We start from the raw sequence: 19,758 nt of genomic DNA on the forward strand, positions 1-19,758 counted from the left end.
ACAGAAAGGGACAGGACAGAGAGTTATGGAAAAAGCCCCCCAGCCCGTTCTCGGGCCTGATGCCAGCGCTGAGACACCGGACCAGCAGCCGGACCGGACCCTGTATGATGTGGCTGCTGTTGAGGATGTCAGGGAAGGAGAGGTTTTTTCTGTCATCATCAAGGAGCAGTCCATTGCTCTCGTGCGTGTCGGGGGGGAGGTTCATGCGCTGGGGGGGCGTTGCCCGCACAAGGGGGCGCCGCTGCGGGGGCGTCTGCACTGTTACAGCAAGGCTCACGGTGATGTGATTGTCTGCCCGTGGCACAAGGCGGTGTTTGGCGTACGGGATGGCCGGGTGAAGGAGCCGGTCGCCTTTTCTGGCCTGCCCGTCTATCCTGTCCGCCTCGTGGAGGGGCGGGTGCTGGTCGGGGTCAGTCCTTTGCCTGCCAGAGTTCCTGAGCCCTGCATGGAGGACAGTTCCGTGCTGGTGCTGGGTGGCGGTGCGGCGGCAGCCAGTGCCATCTATACCCTGCGTGAGGAGGGTTTTGCCGGTAGTATCATCCTCATCGGAGATGAGAGCCTGCCTCCTTATGACCGTCCATCGCTCAGCAAGGGCATTTTTCTTGGGGGGCCGGACAAGGTTCAGCCTCCGCTGCTGCTGAATGATGCTTTTTTTGCCCATCATGAGATCACCCGTGTGCAGGGGACAATCACCAGTCTGGACTGCACGGCAAAGCGTGTCGAACTGGCTGACGGGCGGGATTACAGTGCGGACCATGTGCTGATCACGACAGGGGGGCGGCCTGCGAAGCCGGATCTTCCCGGCATCGAGCTGACCGGGGTGATGACCATGCATGGCGTGCAAGATGCCCGCCAGATTGCAGAGGAGATCACGGGGGAGCAGGCTGTCGTGCTGATAGGTGGCGGGCTGACCACGCTGGAGCTGGCTTCTGCCCTGCGGCAGAAAGGGGCTGGTGTGACGGTGATTGCCCCGGAGCAGGTCATTCCCATGGAGGCCCAGTGGGGGCGGGAGGTCGGGCGCATCCTGCTGCGCCTGCATGCTGACAATGGCGTAGCTTTCATCACGGATAGTGAAGTGGTGAACATATACGGAAAGGACCATGTGGAGGGCATCGAGCTTGATGATGGCATGAAGCTGCCCTGCACCCATGTTCTGGTGGCTGTCGGCAATGAGCCATGCCGCAGTTTCCTGCCTGATGATGTTGGGACGGACGCTGATGGTGGGGTGTCTGGCATTGTTGTGGATGAGGACATGCGGGTTCTGCCCGGCATTTATGCGGCGGGGGATGTGGCCGCCTTCCAGCATGAAGGAACGCTTTGTCGCATTGAACACTGGCGTCAGGCGCAGATAGAGGGGCGGGCCGCTGCCCGGACTATTCTTGGTCTGTCCCGGCAGCCCATGCCCATCCCCTGGTACTGGACCCAGCAGTTCGGCAAAAAGCTGGAATATATGGGGTGGGGAGAGCCGTTCGACCGGGTCCTGATAGAAGGGGACTTGAGCGGGTTCGACTTCATGGCGGCTTACATGAGGGGGCAGAAGGTGGTGGCGCTGGTTTCGGCTGGCCGGTCTTCCGCCATGGCTCGTGCTGCGGTCGATTTTGATGGGTTCGTTGCAAAAGAGGTGCGGACAAGCATCGTGTGATAGGGCTTGCATCCTGTTTGTTCCACATGGTTAACGGCTGCCTTCTGCAGGGCAGCCGTTTTCTGTTTCCGCAGCTGTTTTGTCGGGAGAGGGGGACATGGGATGGCATGACTGTCAGCCCATGCTCATGCCGTGGGTATAAGTGAGAGTCTTCGTATCTGTTCTGCAATAATTGTAAGTTCTGTTTTTACCAAAAAGAAATATTAATGATACATTATGAATGTTTCATGTGGTCTGGATTTGCAAATTAAAAAAATAATTAATTTTTATATGATTATGCAAGTGCTATGAGGCGCCATCCATTCTTTTGTTACAACATGTATTGAGATATTATGCCAGATACTGCACCGTCTCGTCCGCATACTTCCATTTTTCATCAGGAATGGTGGCTTGCTACGGCCAGTCGGCAGGCAGTGTCCTTCATTGATGTGGAAATGGGGGGCAGGGTTGTTTCCCGTTTTCCTTTCGTAATGAAAAAGAGGCTTGGCTCTCCTGTCATCAGGATGCCCAAATATACCCGCACGCTGGGGCCGGATTTTGCTCTGCCACCATCAAAAACATTTCGCCAGGAGCAAAATATCAGGCATGTCGTGGACAGGACCGTTGCCAGCCTGCCCAAATATCATGGTGTCCATTTCTATCTGGACCCCGACAATGCGTCCTCCTTTGCGTTCAGGCTGGCTGGGTTCAGGGTGTACCAGGATTTCACCTTCCGCATCATGCCTGAAAAAACGCTGGACATGGCCTGGCAGGATTGTGACCAGAAGACCCGCAACCTCATCCGCACGGCGGATAAAAAACTCACTGTCCAGCAGTCTGGGGATGTGGCTCCGTTCATCGACCTGGTCAGGCAGGAACTGCCACAGAACCATCATGACTATGCCCTGCTGGAAGACCTGTTTACGGAGGCCCGTAATCGGGACCAGGCCATGGCGCTCTATGCTCATGATGGGGGCGTGCCCGTCTCGGCAGCCCTGCTCGTCTGGGATGACAGGGTGCTGTACTACTGGCAGGCCGTCCGTGTCCGCCGCTCCAGAGTGCCGGGCATGAACATGCTGCTGATCTGGAAGGCGATCGAGGAAGCCAAGAGGCGCAACCTGATTTTTGATTTCGATGGTTTCGGGTCTGTCAGAACGGCCAAGATGCTGGCCAGTTTCGGGCAGAAGCCGGTCATAAGGCCGGAAATCCGCTTCGAGACGCCCCTTTACGCCATGAAGTGCCGTCTCATCAATGTTGTCCGGCGGCATGTGCTCAGGAAGTACCGGGGTTACGATCTTTTCTGAGGTCATCATCTGGCCCTGGTTCCGGGGTGGTGGCGCTGATTAGGATTGGCTTTTCCACCACGATTGGGGTAGGAAATCCCTTACGGGGAGAGCTGCGTTCAGGGCGTGGCCGCCATTCCATGTAGCGAGCCGGAGCATTGGGCACAGCCTGTGCGGAGCCGGGTCACAGACAGATTGACGAGGTTTGAATTCATGCATCAGTACCGTACCCATTTCTGCAACGCCCTGCGTGCTGATGATGCAGGCAGGACCGTACGGCTGTCGGGCTGGATTCACAGCAAGCGTGACCATGGCGGGCTGCTCTTCATCGACCTGCGGGACAATTATGGCGTGACGCAGATCGTCGTTCCGTCCGAAGGAGCGCTGCTGGAACAGGCCGAGCGTCTGCGGGTGGAGAGCGTCATCACCGTGACGGGTGAGGTCGTGGTGCGTGAGGAGGGGCAGCGCAACCCTTCCCTGCCAACGGGTGATGTGGAGGTCCGGGCCAGCGGGATTGACGTGCAGTCCCGGGCGGAGGTTCTGCCCTTCCAGGTGGCCGGGCAGGAGAACTATCCCGAGGACCTGCGCCTGAAATACCGTTACATCGACCTGCGCCGGGAGAAGATGCACCGCAACATCATGCTGCGCAGCCAGGTCATCACCAGCCTGCGCCGCCGCATGGTCGAGCAGGGCTTCACGGAATTCCAGACTCCCATCCTGACGGCCTCCTCCCCGGAAGGCGCACGGGACTTCCTCGTTCCGGCCCGTCTGCATCCCGGCAAGTTCTACGCCCTGCCGCAGGCTCCGCAGCAGTTCAAGCAGCTGGCGATGGTGGCCGGGTTCGACCGTTATTTCCAGATCGCCCCCTGCTTCCGTGATGAGGCCTCCCGTGCGGACCGCAGCCCTGGCGAGTTCTATCAGCTCGATTTCGAGATGTCCTTCGTCACGCAGGAAGACATCTTCAGCGTGCTGGAGCCGGTTCTGGCTGGCGTGTTCAATGAATTCACACCGGAAGGCTGGAAGATCACGGACGGGGCCTTCCCCCGCATCCCGTATGCCGATGCGATGCGGGATTACGGGTCCGACAAGCCGGACCTCCGCAACCCGCTCATCATCAGGGACGTGACGGAACAGTTCGCTGACTCCGGCTTCGGTCTGTTCGCCCGCATTGCAGCCTCTGGTGGCCGTGTGCGTGCCATCCCCGCACCGGGTGCGGGCAGCCGCCCCCGGGCGTTCTTCGACAAGCTCAATAACTGGGCACGGGATCAGGGAGCCGGGGGCCTCGGTTACATCATCTTTGATGAGGAAGGTGGCAAGGGGCCGATCGCCAAGAACCTGGAAGCTGACCGTGTCGAGAAAATCCGTGAAATCTGCGGCCTGAAGGCCGGTGATGCGGTCTTCTTTGCAGCGGGCAAGGGGGATGAGGTCGTCAAGTTCTCCGGCGTGGTGCGGACGAAGGTGGCGACCGATCTGGATCTCATCGAGAAGAATGCCTTCCGCTTCTGCTGGGTCGTGGACTTCCCGATGTATGAGCGCAACGAGGAAACGGGCGAGATCGACTTCTCCCACAATCCGTTCTCCATGCCGCAGGGCGGTCTGGAAGCCCTGAACACGCAGGACCCGCTGACCATCAAGGCCTATCAGTACGACATCGTCTGTAACGGTGTGGAGCTGTCCTCCGGTGCCGTGCGTAACCACCTGCCGGACGTGATGCTGCGGGCCTTCGAGATCGCCGGTTATGGCCCGGATGTGGTGGAGGCCCGCTTTGGCGGGATGCTCAATGCGTTTCGTTATGGTGCCCCGCCGCATGGTGGCGCTGCGCCGGGTGTGGACCGTATCGTCATGCTGCTGGCCGATGAGCCGAACATCCGTGAGGTCATTCTCTTCCCGCTGAACCAGAGCGGTGAGGACCTGATGATGGAAGCTCCGGCTCCGGTCGAGCCTGCCCGCCTGAAGGAACTTTCCCTCAAGCTGGACCTGCCCAAGCCGAAGCCCTCTGCTGGTGGCAGCAAAGCTCAGGAAAAGCAGGGCTGATTCTGGTTCTCTGATCTGTTGATCTGATCCGGGCAAGGCCGGGGCGGCGCGATCCGCTCCGGCCTTTTTCGTGTCAGGTGTTTCTTCCTGCGCCGCTCTGTCCCATTCTGGGAAAGAAAGGGAAGGAGACCTGTCATGAATTTTGATGAGATCATGCCGGATTATGCGCCGGAAATTGCACCGGACATACGGGAGGAGGTCATGACCATTCTGCGTCAGATCGAGCGGGACCATGATGTTGACATCCTGTTCGCTGTGGAAAGTGGCAGCCGGGCCTGGGGCTTTCCCTCACCTGACAGTGATTACGATGTCCGCTTCATCTACCGTCACAGGCTGGACTGGTACCTGTCCCTGAAGCCGGGCCGGGACGTGATCGAGCTGCCCATTTCCGATGATCTGGACGTGAATGGCTGGGACCTGCGCAAGGCCCTGAACCTGCTGACGAAACCCAATCCAACCCTGATGGAGTGGCTGGTCAGCCCGGTGCGTTATCTGTGGCGGGAGGAAGCGGATGAGCTGGCTGCTTTTGCCAGACAGGTCGAAGCTGGACTGAGCTGCCAGCTTCACTACCTGAATCTGGGCCGCAACAGCTGGAGACGGGCGATCCGGGAGGATGGCAGCACGCATTACAAGCGGCTCTTCTATGCACTTCGTCCAGCCATGGCCTTACGCTGGATGCGCCTGCATGAGCATGGCCAGCCTCCGATGAACTTTCAGGCCCTCTGTCAGGGCTGCGACCTTCCGGCCGCCGTGCTCAGGCCCATCCGGGAGCTGCTGCACCTCAAGTCCAGAAGCCGGGAGCAGCAGAGCGGCCCCTCCATTCCTGCCGTGAATGAGCTGATCGAAGCCGAATTCGCCCATGCCGAGGCCATGACCCTGCCAAGGCCGGGCATGGACGTGCACGAGCAGGCCGAAGCCTTGTTTCGGAAGCTGGTGAAAGCCGAGTTCTAGGAAAGGCTGACCACTACCGGCACATGGTCGGATGGCTTTTCCCGTCCCCGTTCGTCCTTGTCGATGGTGAAGCCGGTCAGGCGGTCGGCAAGGCGGGGGGAGAGCAGGGCATGGTCGATCCGCAGGCCGGAATTGCGCTGGTAGGCTCCCGCCTGATAGTCCCAGAACGTGTAATGCCGCCCCGCAGGGTGCAGGCAGCGCAGGGCGTCCGTCAGGCCGGACCAGAGAAGGCGGCGGAAGCCCGCACGGCTTTCCGGGCGGAGCAGGGCATCGTCCGGGGACAGGGCCTTGGGGGCGTAATCCTCTTCTGTCGGGCAGACATTGTAATCCCCGATGAAGGCAAAGGATCGTTCCTCTTTTTGCAGGGTCAGGGACCGCTGGTGCAGGGCCTCAAGAAAGTTCAGCTTTTTGGCGAAACCGGCGTCCCCGCCTGAATTGCCATTGGGCAGGTAGAGATTGCCGATGGTGACCCCTTCAAGCTCCGTCTCGATGTAGCGGGCCTCGTCACTCTCGAAGCCGGGCAGATGATCGGTCGTGACGGTCAGAGGGACACGGCTGATGAGAGCCACCCCATTATAGGCCTTCTGCCCCGCCACGGCGACGTGAAATTCGGCTTCCTCAAAGAGTTTCGGAAACTGGTGCGCCTCGCACTTGATCTCCTGAAGGCACAGCAGGGTGCAGTCCGGGTTACGGTCCAGCCAGTCCTTTACCAGATGGGCACGGGTGCGGATGGAGTTGATGTTCCAGCTGGCAAAGGTCAGGGACATGGTGTGGAGGGCCTCCAGAGTGAAAAGTCAGGCGAGGGAGAAGCTGCTGCCACACCCGCAGGATGAGGCGGCGTTGGGGTTGTTGACGGTGAAATGGGCACCCATCAGCTTGTCGATGAAGTCCAGCTCGGCCCCTTCCAGAAGGTCGAAGCTGACGGGGTCGATGAACACGCGGGCCCCGTCCTTTTCAATCAGATGGTCACCAGCCTCTTTCTCCCGCACCAGTTTGAACTGGTACTGGAAGCCATTGCATCCTCCGGCGAGAACGGACACACGCAGGGCCATGCCGTCCGGTTCGGACTGCTGGCTGATGATCTCTGCAATGCGGGCAGCTGCCGCCCCTGAAATGCTAAAATCGGCCACGGACAATCTCCATAATCATCACAAAATTTCACGCCATTGCAGCATACATGGCGGAGAGATGTTGACACTATAAGGCCGGCCGCCAAGAATCGAAACCGGAAAGGCTGTATGCTTCGTGCGGCCCGCTCGGATATGGGGATGGCAGATGGAAATGGCCAGATACGCAGTGCAGCGGCAGGGTGCCCGTGGGCGTCAGTTTGCCGAGGAGGAAAGCCGCACCCGCACGCCGTGGCAGCGGGACAGGGACAGGGTGCTTCATTCATCCGGTTTCCGTCAGCTGCAGTACAAGACGCAGGTCTTCCTCAATCACGAGGGGGATTTCTTCCGTACCCGCCTGACCCATTCGCTGGAAGTTGCCCAGATTTCCCGTTCCATTGCCCGGACACTCGGTGTCAACGAGGACCTTGCGGAGGTGATCGCCCTGGCGCATGACCTTGGCCATACGCCTTTCGGTCATGCCGGTGAGGATGCGTTGCAGGCCGCCATGAAGGACTGGGGCGGGTTCGACCACAATATCCAGTCCCTCCGGCAGGTCACCGAGATCGAGGCCCGCTATCATGGTTTCGACGGCCTCAACCTGACATGGGAAACGCTGGAGGGGCTGGCGAAACATCACGGGCCTGTCCGCCGTCCTGCACCGTGGCTGGCCAGTTTTGATGAGCGCTACCCGCTGGAACTCTCCAGCCATGCCTCCGTGGAAGCGCAGATCGCCGCCATCTGTGACGACGTGGCCTATCACGGGCATGACCTTGATGACGGCCTCCGAGCCGGTCTTCTGAGTTTTGAGGACATCGAGGCGGTTCCCCTGCTGAAAACCTGCCTCGAGGAGGCCCGGTCTCTGAACTGGTCAGGGCATGGAGCGTTCGACCGTGACCAGCGTATCCGTCATGAAACGGTCCGGCGTGTCATCAATCGGCTCGTCAGCGACCTGATTGAACAGAGCCGGAAAGTTCTGGATGAGCTGAAGCCGCAGAGTGCCGATGACGTACGCCATGCGGGTCGTGCCATCGTCGAATTCTCTCCGGAAATGGCAGACCGGAACAAGGAAATCCGCACATTCCTTCACGCCCGGATGTATCGCCACTGGCGTGTCCGGCGGATGACCCGCAAGGCCCGCATCGCTCTGGCCGACATATGTGCCATTCTGGGGGAAGAGCCGGAACTTCTGCCCACGCCCTGGCAGGAGCTGGCCCTGGAGCGGCGACGTGCAGGCAACGAGGCTGCTGCACGTCGTGTCGTGGCTGATTATATTGCCGGGATGACAGACCGTTTCGCCATGGAGGAACATCGCCGCCTGATGGACCTGTCCGTTCTGGGGTAAGAGGTTGCAAGAATCGCCTGTTCTGGCAGCGAGTGCCTGCTGGGCTGTTCCAAAAAGAGGCGGTGGCTTTTATAGTGGCACGGAACAAGGATGGCAGGCAGTTCTGGTGGCCTGTCATGTAGTGGATCATGACCCCCTTTCAGGGGATTTTGACAGGTTGGATAGAGAAAGTTGCAGAATATGGCCGGCATTGCCCCGACAGCATCATCCCCGGATTGTCTTTTCGCCATCATGCGGGAGAAGGTCGTAACAGCTCTCAAGGCCGTTCTGCCAGACCTGCCGGACGATGTCGCAGCCCGGGTGGAGGTCACGCCTCCCCGTGATGCCGCCCATGGGGACATGGCCACCAATGCCGCCCTGCTGGCCGCCAAGCCCGCAAAGCGCAAGCCGTTCGAAATCGCCAGGGAGCTGGTGGCCGAGCTGGCCGCCCTGCCGGAGATCGCCCATGTGGAGATGGCCGGTCCGGGCTTCGTGAACATGACGCTGAAGCCGGAGCTGTTCCACGATGTCGCCCGGGCCGTGCTGAAGCGTGGGGCCGCCTATGGGCGGTCCTCCCTCGGGGCGGGGCGTCGTGCCAATGTGGAATATGTGTCCGCCAACCCGACAGGCCCGATGCATGTCGGTCATTGCCGTGGTGCTGTTGTGGGGGATGCGCTGGCCAACCTGCTGGAGGCGGCAGGTTTCAGGGTCACACGGGAGTATTATGTCAATGATGCCGGGGCACAGGTCATCGCCCTGACATGGGCCGCCTACTGGCGCTACCTTCAGGCCATCGGTACGGATATTCCTGCCGAGGAATTCGGAGAGCTGGCACCCAGCGGCCTGCAATATCAGGGTGAGTATCTCATTGCCGTTGGGCAGGCGCTGGCCGAAAAGCATGGCCGCTCCCTCGCATCTGCCGATGGTGGCGTGGCCCCGGTAGACACATGGTTCGAGACCGTCCGTGCGGAAGCCCTTGAGCACATGATGGGCATGATCCGGGATGACCTTGCCGCTCTGGGTATCCATCACGAGATTTTCAGCAGCGAGGCCGAAGTGCTGAAGAGCGGCGAGGTTGATGCCGCCATTGCCAGCCTTGAGACGCGTGGCCTGCTTTACGAAGGCGTGTTGGAGCCCCCCAAGGGCAAGAAGCTGGAAGACTGGGAAGCCCGCCCGCAGACGCTGTTCCGTTCCACCGAATTCGGTGACGATCAGGACCGTGCCCTGCGGAAGTCTGACGGGTCCAACACCTACTTCGCCAATGATGTCGGCTATCACGCCCGCAAGGCGTCCCGCTCCGATCTGCTGATCGATGTTCTGGGAGCTGACCATGGCGGGTATGTCTCCCGCATGAGGGCTGCCGTCGCCGCCCTGACGGAAGGGAAGACGGATTTTGAGGTCGTCATGTGCCAGATCGTCCGTGTGGTGAAGGACGGTGAGCCGGTGCGCATGTCCAAGCGGGCCGGGACCTTCGTCACGCTGCGGGATCTGATTGATGAGGTGGGCCGGGATGCTGTGCGCTTCACCATGCTGACCCGCAAGGCCGATGCGCAGATGGAGTTCGACCTGAACGCCGTCGTGGCGCAGACCCGGGACAACCCGGTCTTCTACGTCAACTATGCCCATGCACGCTGCCGGTCCGTCCTGCGGTTGGGAGAAGAAACCTATGGTGCCGCCGCCGTGACGGACGAGGCGCTCGCCGGGCAGGACCTGTCCATCCTGACGGCGGATGAGGAGCTGGCCGTCCTGCGCCGCATCGCCAGCCTGCCACGGCAGGTCGAGGCCGCCGCCCTTGCCCGGGAGCCTCACCGCATCGCCACATACTGCATTGATCTGGCATCGGACTTCCATGCGCTCTGGAACCGGGGGCGTGAGGAAACCAGCCTGCGTTTCATCCAGGATGATGCACCGGAGGCCAGCAAGGCCCGGCTGGCCCTCGTGGCCGCCATTGCCTCAACATTGCGGATCGGCCTTGGCATCCTTGGTGTCGAAGCCGTAGAGGAGCTGCGCTGAACCATGTCCATGCCGGACGATCACCATAACGACATAGCGCCCCCTCAGGCTGATGACCGCCTGGGGGGAGGAAGCCGCAGGCCGCCCCGCAGTCGCCCTGATGAATCTCGGGGAGAACGGGCCGAGGTAAGGTCAGGCCTGCTGGCGTCGCTCATGGGGGGGCAGTCCGGCACACGGGGATTGATGCTGCTTGGCGTGATCGGGGCTGCGCTGCTGCTGGGGATTGGTGGGGTCTGGAGCTGGATGGCCAGCCATCATCCGTCTGGTGTTCCGGTCATCGGTCCGCCACCTTACCCTGTGAAGGATCGTCCGGCTGATCCGGGTGGCATGATGGTCATGGGTGATGACACCACGAAGAGCGATGTGACCGGTCGTGGAGCCGTGCATCTGGCTCCCCCGCCTGAACAGCCGGATGCCAGCATGCTGGCCGGTCGTCTGGCACCGTCCGCCTCCGGGCCTGGGGCGGGAGAAGCGGCCCAGAAGGTAGCGTCTGCCAATAGCGGACCGGCAGGGGATGCAGTGTCGCCCGGGAAACAGGTGGCTGCCCCCGGAGGGGACGCGGATGCTGGAAAAGGTGGCGTGACCCAGGGCGGGGACATCCAGAGCACGTCCCTGCCGCCAGATGATACGGCGGATCAGACGGCAAAGGGAGATGTGGCGGATAAGGGGGCGTCCTCAGCCACAGTCTCCGCACCGAAGAAGCGCGAGCCATCATCCGATGCTGGGGATGAGGCCGATGAGGCGGACAACAGCCCGGATGAGGCCAGCAGCAGGGTGGAGACGCCAAAGCGGAAGACACCGCCGGCCCGCAAGGCTGCTGGGGATGATGTGTCTGATGAGGCGTTGCCGCCGCCTGTACCCGCCCGGGCAAAGCCTGCCACCCCGATGGTGTCTTCTGAGGGACCCCGCAGAAAGGTTGCTGAAACAGGTGCGGCAGGGCGGTATGAGGTCCAGCTTGCTGCTCTGGCCAGTGAGGATCAGGCCCGGCAGGAATGGAGCCGCCTGCGCCACAGGCTGCCCGACCTTCTGGGAGGGTATGATCCGGTCTACCGGAAGGTGGAACGGGACGGGAAAACCTTCATTCGGCTGCGCATAGGCGGGTTCGAAGACAGGGCGGCGGCACGCCAGCTCTGTGTCCGGCTGCATGCACAGGCACAGGCCTGCGCCGTGGCGACGAACTGATCGTGGCAGCATCAGCCAGTGAGTGACGCATTGCATCTCGTGCTGGAGGGATTCGAGGGACCGCTGGACCTTCTGCTTGACCTTGCACGTTCCCAGAAGGTGGACCTCCAGCAGATTTCCATTCTCCAGCTCAGTGAGCAGTATCTGGAGGTTGTGGAGCGGGCCCGGCAGGGGGCGGCGGCCCTGCGGCTGGAAATTGCGGCGGACTGGCTCGTCATGGCGGCCTGGCTGGCGTGGCTGAAGTCCCGCCTTCTTCTGCCCTCGGCCGAGCAGGATGATGAAGCGGAGGATGCTGCGGGCCAGCTGCATGAGCGGTTGATCGACCTGGAGCAGATGCACCGGGCGGCCGCCTGGCTGGAGGAACAGCCACGGCTGGGACGGGATGTTTTCGCCCGGGCCGAGGCGGAAAATCACACACGGATTGAAATGGCACCGCTGAAGGGGGATGTGCCGTCCCTTGTTCTGGCCTATCTGGCGGCACGGCGGCGGGGAGGGCGCAAGCGGACCTATTCCCCCCGTGTGGCACGGTACTGGAGTGCCCAGCAGGCGCGGGAGGCTCTGGCCCGCCTGCTGGGGCGCAGGCGGGTGGCAGGCTGGCAGTCCCTGACAGATGTTCTGCCAGAGCTGATGGAAGGTGGAGCGCTGGAGAAGCGGGCTGCTTTGGCCGGTGCCCTGATGGCCGGGCTGGAAATGGCTCGTGGCGGCAGGCTGGAGCTGCGGCAGGACAGGGCCTTCGGCACTATTGAATGGCGGGAAAGAGAGGAGACCGGGCATGAATGAGAGAGGGCCAGCCTTTCAGGAGCTCCCGCCGGACATGGCCGGGCAGGATGAGTTTGCCAGAGCTGTAAGCCTCGTGGAGGCTCTGCTTTTTGCCAGTGCAGGGCTGGTGACGGCCAGCAGCATTGTGGGGCTTCTGCGGGAGCAGGGGCTGGAGGCACAGGCCGACAGTCCGGGTGCCGTGCTGGATGGGGTAGCCCAGCGGTACAGGGGCCATGCGGTGGAGCTTCAGGCCATTTCCGGTGGCTGGCAGTTTCGGACGAGAGCCATGTTCGGCCCGGCTCTGGCACGGGTGATCGAGCGGCCGAGACGGCTGAGCCAGGGGACACTGGAGGCTCTGGCCATCGTGGCCTATCACCAGCCCTGCACCCGGGTGGAGATCGAGACGATCCGCGGGGTCCGGCTGGGGCAGAGCATTCTTGATACATTGCTGGAGGAAGGGCTGATCACGCCCAAGGGTCGCAAGGAGGTACCGGGCCGTCCCGTACTGTGGGGAACGACGCCCCAGTTTCTGAAACTGTTTGGCCTTGCAAGCCTTGCAGACCTGCCCCGTAGGGAGGAATTGCTTTTCGAGCCTTCTTCCGATGGGGCGGGAACTGGGCTAGAAGACACCATACAGCCTTCATGAGGGGAGATGGCCACCGATGTTCGACCTGAGCTGGACAGAAATTGCCCTTCTGGTGATCGTGGCCCTCGTCTGCATCGGCCCCAAGGACCTTCCGGTAGCCATGCGGACCCTGTCCAGAGCCATAAAGGGCATCCGTCGGTTGGGGGCAGAGTTCCAGCAGCATATTGATGAGATGGTCAAGGAGGCGGATCTCAGCGAGGCGAGGGACCAGCTGCGGGAGATCAGGCAGTTCAGCCCACGGGAGCAGCTGCGCAGGGCCATTGACCCGGACCGCTCGCTGGACAGGCAGCTGGATGTTGGGCGGCAGGAAGGGATGCCCATGGCGCCTCCACCGCCACCACCACCACCTCCACCACCGCCCGCACCGGGCAGTGAGGAGTTGGGGGGCTCCCGGTCCCATGTTCCCCCCGCCCAGCCTCATAACGCCCGTATGCAGGCACAGGCAGAAGCGCTGGAGCGTGCCCCGGCCATCCTTCCTCCGACAACAGCCCTGCGGTTGATCGAGGAATCCCGTTATTGGCACCGTCCGGCATTTCTTCCGCCGGAGATTGCCCTGCATAATGGTCGTCGTGCGGCCATCCTGACAGCAGCCCAGCCCTCTGAGAGCATGAAAGGAGAGCCGCAGCATGGTTCAGCCTGAGACATCCGGTGATACGGCACGGACACCCGCCCAGCAGGTGGAGCAGCCTGCTGGGGCGCCGGGGGGCGGAACGGGGCCAGGGCAGGCGCAGGAGCGCAGCGTGGCCGGTGATACGCCCATGCCCCTGCTTGATCATCTGATGGAACTGCGGCGGCGGCTCATCTGGTCTCTGGCAACCTTTGTGGTGGCCTTTCTCGTCTGCTATCATTTTTCCGGTGAGATATACCGGTTTCTGGCGGCGCCTCTGGCCAGCATCATGCGGCAGAAGGGCGAGCAGCCGCATCTCATCTATACCGCCCTGTATGAGGCTTTCTTCACCTATGTGCGTGTGGCCGTATTCGGGGCGTTCTTCCTGTCTTTTCCCATGATGGCCATCCAGGCATGGATATTCATTGCGCCGGGCCTGTACCGCAATGAGAAGAAAGCCTTCGCCCCGTTCCTGATCGCCACGCCGCTGCTGTTTCTGGCCGGGGCGGCGCTGGCCTATTATCTGGTCTTTCCGTTTGCGTGGAAGTTCTTCCTGTCCTTCCAGCAGCTTGGTGGTGAGAACCAGATGGGGATTGAACTTCAGGCCCGCGTGTCGGAATATCTGAATCTGGTCACGAAGATGATCATGGCCTTTGGCATCTGTTTCGAGCTGCCTGTGGTGCTGACCCTTCTGGTCCGGGCCGGACTGGTGGGTACGGCCCTGCTGCGGCGCATCCGCCGTTATGCCTATGTAGGTGCCTTCGCCATTGCGGCGGTCATCGCCCCGCCGGATGCCATCACCATGCTTGGGCTGGCCATACCGCTGGTCGGGCTGTACGAGGTGTCCATCCTTGCCGCCCGCATGGTCGAGCCGAAGCCGGTTACGGCCGATGACGATGATGAGGCCCTGCCCGAGCGTGGGGACGCCGCCTGAAGGCGATATTTCCCCGGCAGGGGAAACTGGTATAGACAGACCCTGACAGTTGTAGAGACCCAGCGGAGTATCCCGACCCATGCATGACCTCAAAGCCCTACGTGCAGACCCCGCCGCTTTTGATGCCGCCCTTGCCCGTCGTGGCCTGCCCGCCGTGGCTGAATCCCTCGTGAAGGAGGATGAGCAGCGCCGTGCCGCCCTGGCCGAGTTGCAGGAGGCACAGGGACAGAGAAAAGGGCTGGCCAAGGAAATCGGACAGGCCAAGCGCAAAGGTGAGGATACGGCCGGGATCGAGGCCCGTGGTGCCGCCCTGCGGGACCAGATCGCCACGCTGGAAGCCCGTGCCAATGAGATACAGAAGCGTATCGATGATGTGCTCCAGCAGCTGCCGAATCAGCTGGATGCAAACGTGCCTGATGGCCGGGATGAAAACGACAATGTGGTCGTGCATCAGCGGGGGGAGGTGCCGTCCTTCGCTTTCGAGGCGAAGCAGCATTTCGAGCTGGGCGAGGCTCTGGGCATGATGGACTTCCCCTCCGCGGGAAAAATTGCCGGGTCCCGCTTCGTGATGCTGCGGGGCGCCCTGGCCCGGCTGGAGCGGGCACTGGGGCAGTTCATGCTGGATACCCATACGGGTGAATTCGGTTATGAGGAAGTGACTGTCCCTCTGCTCGTCAATGATGCAGCCATGTATGGCACGGACAAGCTGCCGAAATTTGCCGAGGATTCCTTCCATACCGATGATGGCCGCTGGCTGATCCCGACCGGTGAAGTGCCGCTGACGGCCTCCGTCATGGGGGACATCCTGCCCGCCGAGAGCCTGCCACGCCGCATGACGACCCTTTCCACCTGTTTCCGGTCCGAGGCCGGGTCGGCAGGGCGGGACGTGCGGGGGATGCTCCGTCAGCATCAGTTTACCAAATGTGAGCTTGTGTCCGTTGTGGCACCAGAGGAGAGCGAGGCGGAGCATGAGCGCATGACCCGTGCTGCCGAAACGGTGTTGGAAAGGCTGGGCCTGCCCTTCCGCCGGGTGCTGCTCTGTGCCGGGGATACGGGCTTTGGTGCGGCAAAGACGTACGATCTGGAAGCTTGGCTGCCGGGGCAGCAGGCATGGCGTGAGGTGTCGTCCTGCTCCAACACGAGGGACTTTCAGGCCCGCCGCATGAATGCCCGGATGCGCCGGGAGAAGACGACGGTTTTCGTCCATACCCTCAACGGCTCCGGCCTTGCTGTGGGCCGGGTCATGATCGCCCTGATGGAAGTCCACCAGCAGGAAGATGGCAGCATCAGGGTGCCGGAGGTTCTGCGTTCCTACATGGGTGGTCTGGACGTCATCCGGGCCTGAAAAAGCAGGAGGGATCATCCGTATCGGCTGGGATATGGATGATTGCCTGATGGTGCTTGAGGCCTGAAAAATATTTCCATTGAGTCATGAGCCTGCTTGCTGGTCAGTGGCGGGGGGCGTGTGATAGATGTCGTGGACTTGATCATGTGCAGGCGGCATGGACGCTCTGGCATATTTTGTTTTTCAGGATAACTCATGACACTGCTTCGTTCTCTGGGATGTGCCTTTGCTGTGGGTACATTGGCCCTGTCTGCCTGCTCATCATCTATCGGGCCACACAACATGCGGCGCGACCGGCTGGATTATGAGAAGGAGATGAGTCGGCAGCAGAATCAGGAGATGCTCTTCAACATCGTGCAGCTCCGCTATTCCCTGTCACCTACATTGATCGAACCGACACAGATCATCTCGGCCTATACGGCAGAGACGAATACCAGTGCGAACATCAGCGGTACGCCCTGGATTCAGGGTGCCGGGGGAACACTGGGCGGCTCGCTGGGCTATTCCTATAGTGACAGCCCGACGGTGACGTATCAGCCGGTTTCCGGGATGCAGTTCTCGGTCAACATCCTGCGGCCCATCTCACCGCAGACGCTTCTGCCGCTGATTTCCAGCGGTCTGCCGGTCGATACGCTGTTGCAGATGACGATGCAGTCCATCGGTCCAGCCAGCAACACGACCAGCACGATTGCCGGGACGGAAGGCAAGGAAGCTTCCATCCGTTTCACCTATCTGCTGCGGGCACTGCGGAAACTCCAGGCAGGCAATGCGCTGAGTATCCGGAGCATTGCGCCGACACCGGCAACCAAGACGCAACCCGCTCAGCCAGAACGGACCTTCATCCTGCTGCCCCACAGCAGTGCGCCGGAGATTACCGAGCTTCAGGGGCAGGTGCGGCAGGCTCTCCAGCTTCCGCCGGGCTGTGAACAGGCCGAGGTCATCTATGGCCGTACGGCGGATCATCCGGGCCAGGTGGCGATGGTGACACGTTCCATGCTGTCGATCTGGGAAGACGTTGCGAGCACGATGGAAGTGCCGAAAAAGATGGTGGACAAGGGGATCACGGCTCCGTCCGTGGTCCGTGGTCCGAACGAACCGCAGCCGGCCATCATCATTCATTGCAGTCCGGAAAAACCCAGCAACGAGCAGGCTTATACCTCCGTCGAGTATGAGGGATCATGGTACTGGATTGCCAAGGATGATCTGGCCAGCAAGCTGGCTTTTTCGATGCTCCAGTTCATTCATGCCATTGCAGAGACAGCGTCTGCCAAGGGGGCCATGGTCACCATTCCCAGCCGCTGAGGCTGACTGGCTGACCTGAAACAGGAACGGGCGTGCCTTGTGAAAGGCCCGCCCGTTTTTTGTGGTGGATTATTCCTTCCTGCGCCGTTTGTGTGGTTTTTTCTTCTCGAAGCCTCCAGCCTTGCCTCGTGGCCCTTTGGGCCGACCATGGTTTTCCTGGCGCCCGGGAGGGCCAGTCCGGCGGCCCTGGTGACGGCGGGAGGATTCACGCATCCGGCTCTGGGTGCGGAGAACCTGTTCGATCCATTCATCGAGAATGGCGGCATTGCGTTCGGCAACGATGAGTTCCGGATAGTTCTCCGGGAAGCGCATGGCCAGCCACCGCCATGTGACAAGGCGACGATGGCGTTTCTCGGCCCGTTCCAGCTCTTCCCGCCCGGCCGTGGCCGCAGCGGGGAGGCGGCCCGTGCCGGGGGGGAAGATGCGCTGCCCACGGGCATGGAGGGCGGCCCATTCCACAAGGCGGGGGATGCCGTTGTCCCGTGTGTTGATCGGGCACATGGCGTAGGTCCAGCGGGTGGAGAGGTCCAGCCCGTCCACGCCTTCCAGTGCGGCGGCAATTTCCAGAGCCTGCTCCATGTCGGCCAGACGGTAATTTGGGTCATCAGGGCGGAGGACGGCCCGCTTGATGCGGGTCAGCACGCCGTAAAGGCTGTCTGATCCCATTTCCTGCGCAACGGCCTGCACGATGTCCGCATCGGGCTGGACGAGGGGGCGGAGTTCCAGCGTGGGTTCCGGCGGAGCGTCCAGCATCTGGCGGATGAAGCTGGGGCGGCCTGCCCCTTCCAGCACGCAGACCAGTCCTTCCTCATGCTTGCCGAAACGGCCTGCCCGTCCACCGATCTGTTTGACTTCCTGCGAGACAAGGTTGCGTGTCTGCCGTCCGTCATATTTGCGCAGCGTGCTGAACACCACCCGGCGGATGGAGAGGTTGAGGCCCATGCCGATGGCATCCGTCGCGATGAGGATGTCCGCTTCACCCCGGTTGAAACGGGCGGCCTCGGCCCGGCGGACTTCCGGGCTTAGGGCACCATAGATGACGGCGACCCGGCGGTTATGGGCCATCAGTTCGGCCCGGAGGTCCAGCACGTCCCGGCGGGAAAAGGCGATGAGGGCATCACCGGCCCGCAGGTCCGTCAGGGCCAGTGTTCCGGCGGGGCGGAGCGGGCTTTTGCGCTCCAGATGGATCTCATCCACCGGGTCATTGCAGAGTTCGGCAATGCGCTTGACGAGCGGGATGCAGTCCGCCGCTCCGAGGATGAAGACGTGCCGTGCTGGAACGCCCATGATGGCGGCCGTCCACGCCGCTCCCCGGTCCGGGTCGCTGAGCATCTGGGCCTCATCGATGATGGCCACGTCAACAGGGGTGCTGAAGGGGCACATCTCCACCGTGGCGGCCAGATGGCGGGCCGTGGGGTCGATGATGCGTTCTTCTCCGGTTGTCAGGGAAGCCGGAACACCCCGGCTGAGCATGGCTTCCCGGAATTCATGGGCCAGCAGCCGCAGGGGGGCGAGGGCCAGACCGCTCTCTGCCTGGGCGAGGGCCTCCAGTGCCGTGTGGGACTTGCCGGAATTGGTCGGGCCGGTCACCAGCGTGATGCGGCGTTTCAGCGCACGGGCAGTGCGGAAATGGGCGGCGAAGCGGTCCAGTGCGGCGACACGGGCGATGGCCGCATTGCCCTTGCGGGCCTGCGGGCTGTCATCATAGCCGTCACTCTCCTTCTGGCCCGTGCCACGTCGCCAGCTGTTGAGCAGGGGGCGGCATTTTTTCAGCTCTGCCGGGTCGAAATGGAAAATCTCCAGCCCGTCCGGCTGCATGTCCCGCTTGGCGACGGGGATGCGGTTCTCGGCGATCCAGCGCAGGGCTTCCCGGCGGGAGCAGTGCAGCAGGGCGGGAACCTTCTCGAAGCCGACAAGGGTGGCTTCCCAGTCCCTGATCTTCTGGAGTTCCCGTGCCCGGCGGGCTTCGGCCCTGGCCCGGATATCTTCCTGCTCCCGTGCCCGGCGTTCCTCTTCAAGGATCATCTCATCCTCGAAGCCAAGGTCCACGCCACCAAAGGCCCGGGCGATGCTGTGGGAGAGCCGTTCAATCTGCGTGCCGGAGAGGAAGGTGCCGACATCGGCAAAGTCCGCCCGCATGTCGTCCAGCACCCGCAGGGGGGTGTCTGCCATGTCCCGCCAGCGTTCTTCCAGCACGCTTTCCAGCACGGCGTTCTGGCCGTTCTCGTCAATCAGCGGATCGCTGATGCGTTCGGCCGCCAGAAGGACATCGGCCTTGCGGACCCAGACATCTCCGTTGCGATGGGCACGGTTCATCATGCCACTGGCCCAGCTGCGGCGGCGGACCTGGCAGAGCGCATGGAGCAGCTCGGCCTCGTTGATCTCCGTCTTGTCGGCTCCCAGCCGGCGGGCGACCTGCCGCAGGAGGGAGGCCCGTTCCCGTGGGGTGATGGCCAGGTGCGCCCCAAAGGCAGATTCAGCCTGTTCGAGGGCACGTTCTGCCGGGGAGGCGGGGGTGAAGGAGGAGGGATCGTGGGGCTGGGAACTGTCTGTCATGCAGGTGTTTTCAGGAGGGCAGGGCCGGGAAGTCAAGAGAAAAGGGGGCATGGCGTCCCGTTTCTGGTGACAATCGGGTAAAAGAAAGGCATGTT

At 61.9% G+C, this 19,758-nt stretch carries 16 protein-coding genes; 13 read left to right on the forward strand and 3 right to left on the reverse strand.

Going from position 1 to position 19,758, the window contains the following annotated elements; genetic code table 11:
* Positions 1-25: 25 nt before the first annotated feature.
* The 4 genes from CPA54_RS01335 (at position 26) to CPA54_RS01350 (ending at position 5,889) form a co-directional block, all read left to right on the forward strand.
* The gene (locus tag CPA54_RS01335) at positions 26-1,642 is read left to right on the forward strand and encodes an FAD-dependent oxidoreductase (RefSeq protein WP_081562979.1); all 1,617 of its coding nucleotides are present in this window, start codon (positions 26-28) and stop codon (positions 1,640-1,642) included.
* 332 nt (positions 1,643-1,974) lie between these two features.
* Positions 1,975-2,925: a GNAT family N-acetyltransferase gene (locus CPA54_RS01340; RefSeq protein WP_081562980.1), complete on the forward strand. Its 951-nt coding sequence runs from the start codon at positions 1,975-1,977 to the stop codon at positions 2,923-2,925.
* Between the two features lie 192 nt (positions 2,926-3,117).
* Positions 3,118-4,938: an aspartate--tRNA ligase gene (gene aspS, locus CPA54_RS01345; RefSeq protein ID WP_043560765.1), complete on the forward strand. Its 1,821-nt coding sequence runs from the start codon at positions 3,118-3,120 to the stop codon at positions 4,936-4,938.
* A 135-nt stretch (positions 4,939-5,073) separates the two neighbouring features.
* The gene (locus tag CPA54_RS01350; protein ID WP_249085406.1) at positions 5,074-5,889 is read left to right on the forward strand and encodes a nucleotidyltransferase domain-containing protein; all 816 of its coding nucleotides are present in this window, start codon (positions 5,074-5,076) and stop codon (positions 5,887-5,889) included.
* Here CPA54_RS01350 and xth read toward each other — a convergent pair.
* Positions 5,886-6,656: an exodeoxyribonuclease III gene (xth, locus tag CPA54_RS01355; RefSeq protein ID WP_249085407.1), complete on the reverse strand. Its 771-nt coding sequence runs from the start codon at positions 6,654-6,656 to the stop codon at positions 5,886-5,888. The genes CPA54_RS01350 and xth overlap by 4 nt on opposite strands.
* A 27-nt stretch (positions 6,657-6,683) precedes the next feature.
* Entirely contained in the window at positions 6,684-7,019 is a 336-nt protein-coding gene (locus CPA54_RS01360; protein WP_086431131.1) for an iron-sulfur cluster assembly accessory protein, read from the reverse strand.
* A gap of 145 nt (positions 7,020-7,164) precedes the next feature.
* Between CPA54_RS01360 and CPA54_RS01365 the strand changes: the two genes are divergently transcribed.
* From CPA54_RS01365 to CPA54_RS01405, 9 genes are all read left to right on the forward strand, one after another.
* Entirely contained in the window at positions 7,165-8,340 is a 1,176-nt protein-coding gene (locus CPA54_RS01365) for a deoxyguanosinetriphosphate triphosphohydrolase (protein ID WP_249085408.1), read from the forward strand.
* A 180-nt stretch (positions 8,341-8,520) separates the two neighbouring features.
* A complete protein-coding gene (argS, locus tag CPA54_RS01370; RefSeq protein WP_408902132.1) occupies positions 8,521-10,332 on the forward strand; it encodes an arginine--tRNA ligase in 1,812 nt (603 codons plus the stop codon).
* A 3-nt stretch (positions 10,333-10,335) separates the two neighbouring features.
* On the forward strand, positions 10,336-11,514 hold the full coding sequence (locus CPA54_RS01375) for an SPOR domain-containing protein (protein WP_249085409.1): 1,179 nt from the start codon (positions 10,336-10,338) through the stop codon (positions 11,512-11,514).
* Positions 11,515-11,532: 18 nt separating this feature from the next.
* On the forward strand, positions 11,533-12,294 hold the full coding sequence (locus CPA54_RS01380; RefSeq protein WP_081562984.1) for a ScpA family protein: 762 nt from the start codon (positions 11,533-11,535) through the stop codon (positions 12,292-12,294).
* Complete coding sequence (gene scpB / locus CPA54_RS01385; RefSeq protein WP_249085410.1) at positions 12,287-12,919, forward strand: SMC-Scp complex subunit ScpB; 633 nt, start codon at positions 12,287-12,289, stop codon at positions 12,917-12,919. The genes CPA54_RS01380 and scpB overlap by 8 nt, the downstream gene beginning before the upstream one ends.
* A gap of 16 nt (positions 12,920-12,935) precedes the next feature.
* Positions 12,936-13,559 (forward strand): Sec-independent protein translocase protein TatB, encoded by a 624-nt coding sequence (gene tatB, locus CPA54_RS01390; protein ID WP_052349119.1) that lies wholly within the window; start codon positions 12,936-12,938, stop codon positions 13,557-13,559.
* Positions 13,560-13,677: 118 nt separating this feature from the next.
* The gene (gene tatC, locus CPA54_RS01395; protein ID WP_043561487.1) at positions 13,678-14,460 is read left to right on the forward strand and encodes a twin-arginine translocase subunit TatC; all 783 of its coding nucleotides are present in this window, start codon (positions 13,678-13,680) and stop codon (positions 14,458-14,460) included.
* A gap of 79 nt (positions 14,461-14,539) precedes the next feature.
* Positions 14,540-15,805 carry a serine--tRNA ligase gene (serS, locus tag CPA54_RS01400; RefSeq protein WP_086431126.1) on the forward strand — a complete coding sequence of 422 codons (1,266 nt, stop codon included), beginning with the start codon at positions 14,540-14,542 and terminating at the stop codon, positions 15,803-15,805.
* Between the two features lie 195 nt (positions 15,806-16,000).
* Entirely contained in the window at positions 16,001-17,107 is a 1,107-nt protein-coding gene (locus CPA54_RS01405; RefSeq protein WP_086431125.1) for a hypothetical protein, read from the forward strand.
* Between the two features lie 69 nt (positions 17,108-17,176).
* Here CPA54_RS01405 and CPA54_RS01410 read toward each other — a convergent pair whose 3' ends face one another.
* Positions 17,177-19,663, reverse strand: coding sequence for a helicase-related protein (locus CPA54_RS01410; RefSeq protein ID WP_249085411.1), 2,487 nt, complete (start codon positions 19,661-19,663; stop codon positions 17,177-17,179).
* Between the last annotated feature and the right edge of the window lie 95 nt (positions 19,664-19,758).

Source organism: Parasaccharibacter sp. TMW2.1890 (assembly GCF_023337645.1).
GTDB classification, from domain to species: domain Bacteria; phylum Pseudomonadota; class Alphaproteobacteria; order Acetobacterales; family Acetobacteraceae; genus Bombella; species Bombella apis.

Coding starts and splice junctions, on each gene's coding strand:
- CPA54_RS01335 (WP_081562979.1), top strand. CDS start 26: ATGGAAAAAGCCCCCCAGCCCGTTCTCGGGCCTGATGCCAGCGCTGAG.
- CPA54_RS01340 (WP_081562980.1), top strand. CDS start 1,975: ATGCCAGATACTGCACCGTCTCGTCCGCATACTTCCATTTTTCATCAG.
- aspS (WP_043560765.1), top strand. CDS start 3,118: ATGCATCAGTACCGTACCCATTTCTGCAACGCCCTGCGTGCTGATGAT.
- CPA54_RS01350 (WP_249085406.1), top strand. CDS start 5,074: ATGAATTTTGATGAGATCATGCCGGATTATGCGCCGGAAATTGCACCG.
- xth (WP_249085407.1), bottom strand. CDS start 6,656: ATGTCCCTGACCTTTGCCAGCTGGAACATCAACTCCATCCGCACCCGT.
- CPA54_RS01365 (WP_249085408.1), top strand. CDS start 7,165: ATGGAAATGGCCAGATACGCAGTGCAGCGGCAGGGTGCCCGTGGGCGT.
- argS (WP_408902132.1), top strand. CDS start 8,521: ATGGCCGGCATTGCCCCGACAGCATCATCCCCGGATTGTCTTTTCGCC.
- CPA54_RS01375 (WP_249085409.1), top strand. CDS start 10,336: ATGTCCATGCCGGACGATCACCATAACGACATAGCGCCCCCTCAGGCT.
- scpB (WP_249085410.1), top strand. CDS start 12,287: ATGAATGAGAGAGGGCCAGCCTTTCAGGAGCTCCCGCCGGACATGGCC.
- tatB (WP_052349119.1), top strand. CDS start 12,936: ATGTTCGACCTGAGCTGGACAGAAATTGCCCTTCTGGTGATCGTGGCC.
- tatC (WP_043561487.1), top strand. CDS start 13,678: ATGCCCCTGCTTGATCATCTGATGGAACTGCGGCGGCGGCTCATCTGG.
- serS (WP_086431126.1), top strand. CDS start 14,540: ATGCATGACCTCAAAGCCCTACGTGCAGACCCCGCCGCTTTTGATGCC.
- CPA54_RS01405 (WP_086431125.1), top strand. CDS start 16,001: ATGACACTGCTTCGTTCTCTGGGATGTGCCTTTGCTGTGGGTACATTG.
- CPA54_RS01410 (WP_249085411.1), bottom strand. CDS start 19,663: ATGACAGACAGTTCCCAGCCCCACGATCCCTCCTCCTTCACCCCCGCC.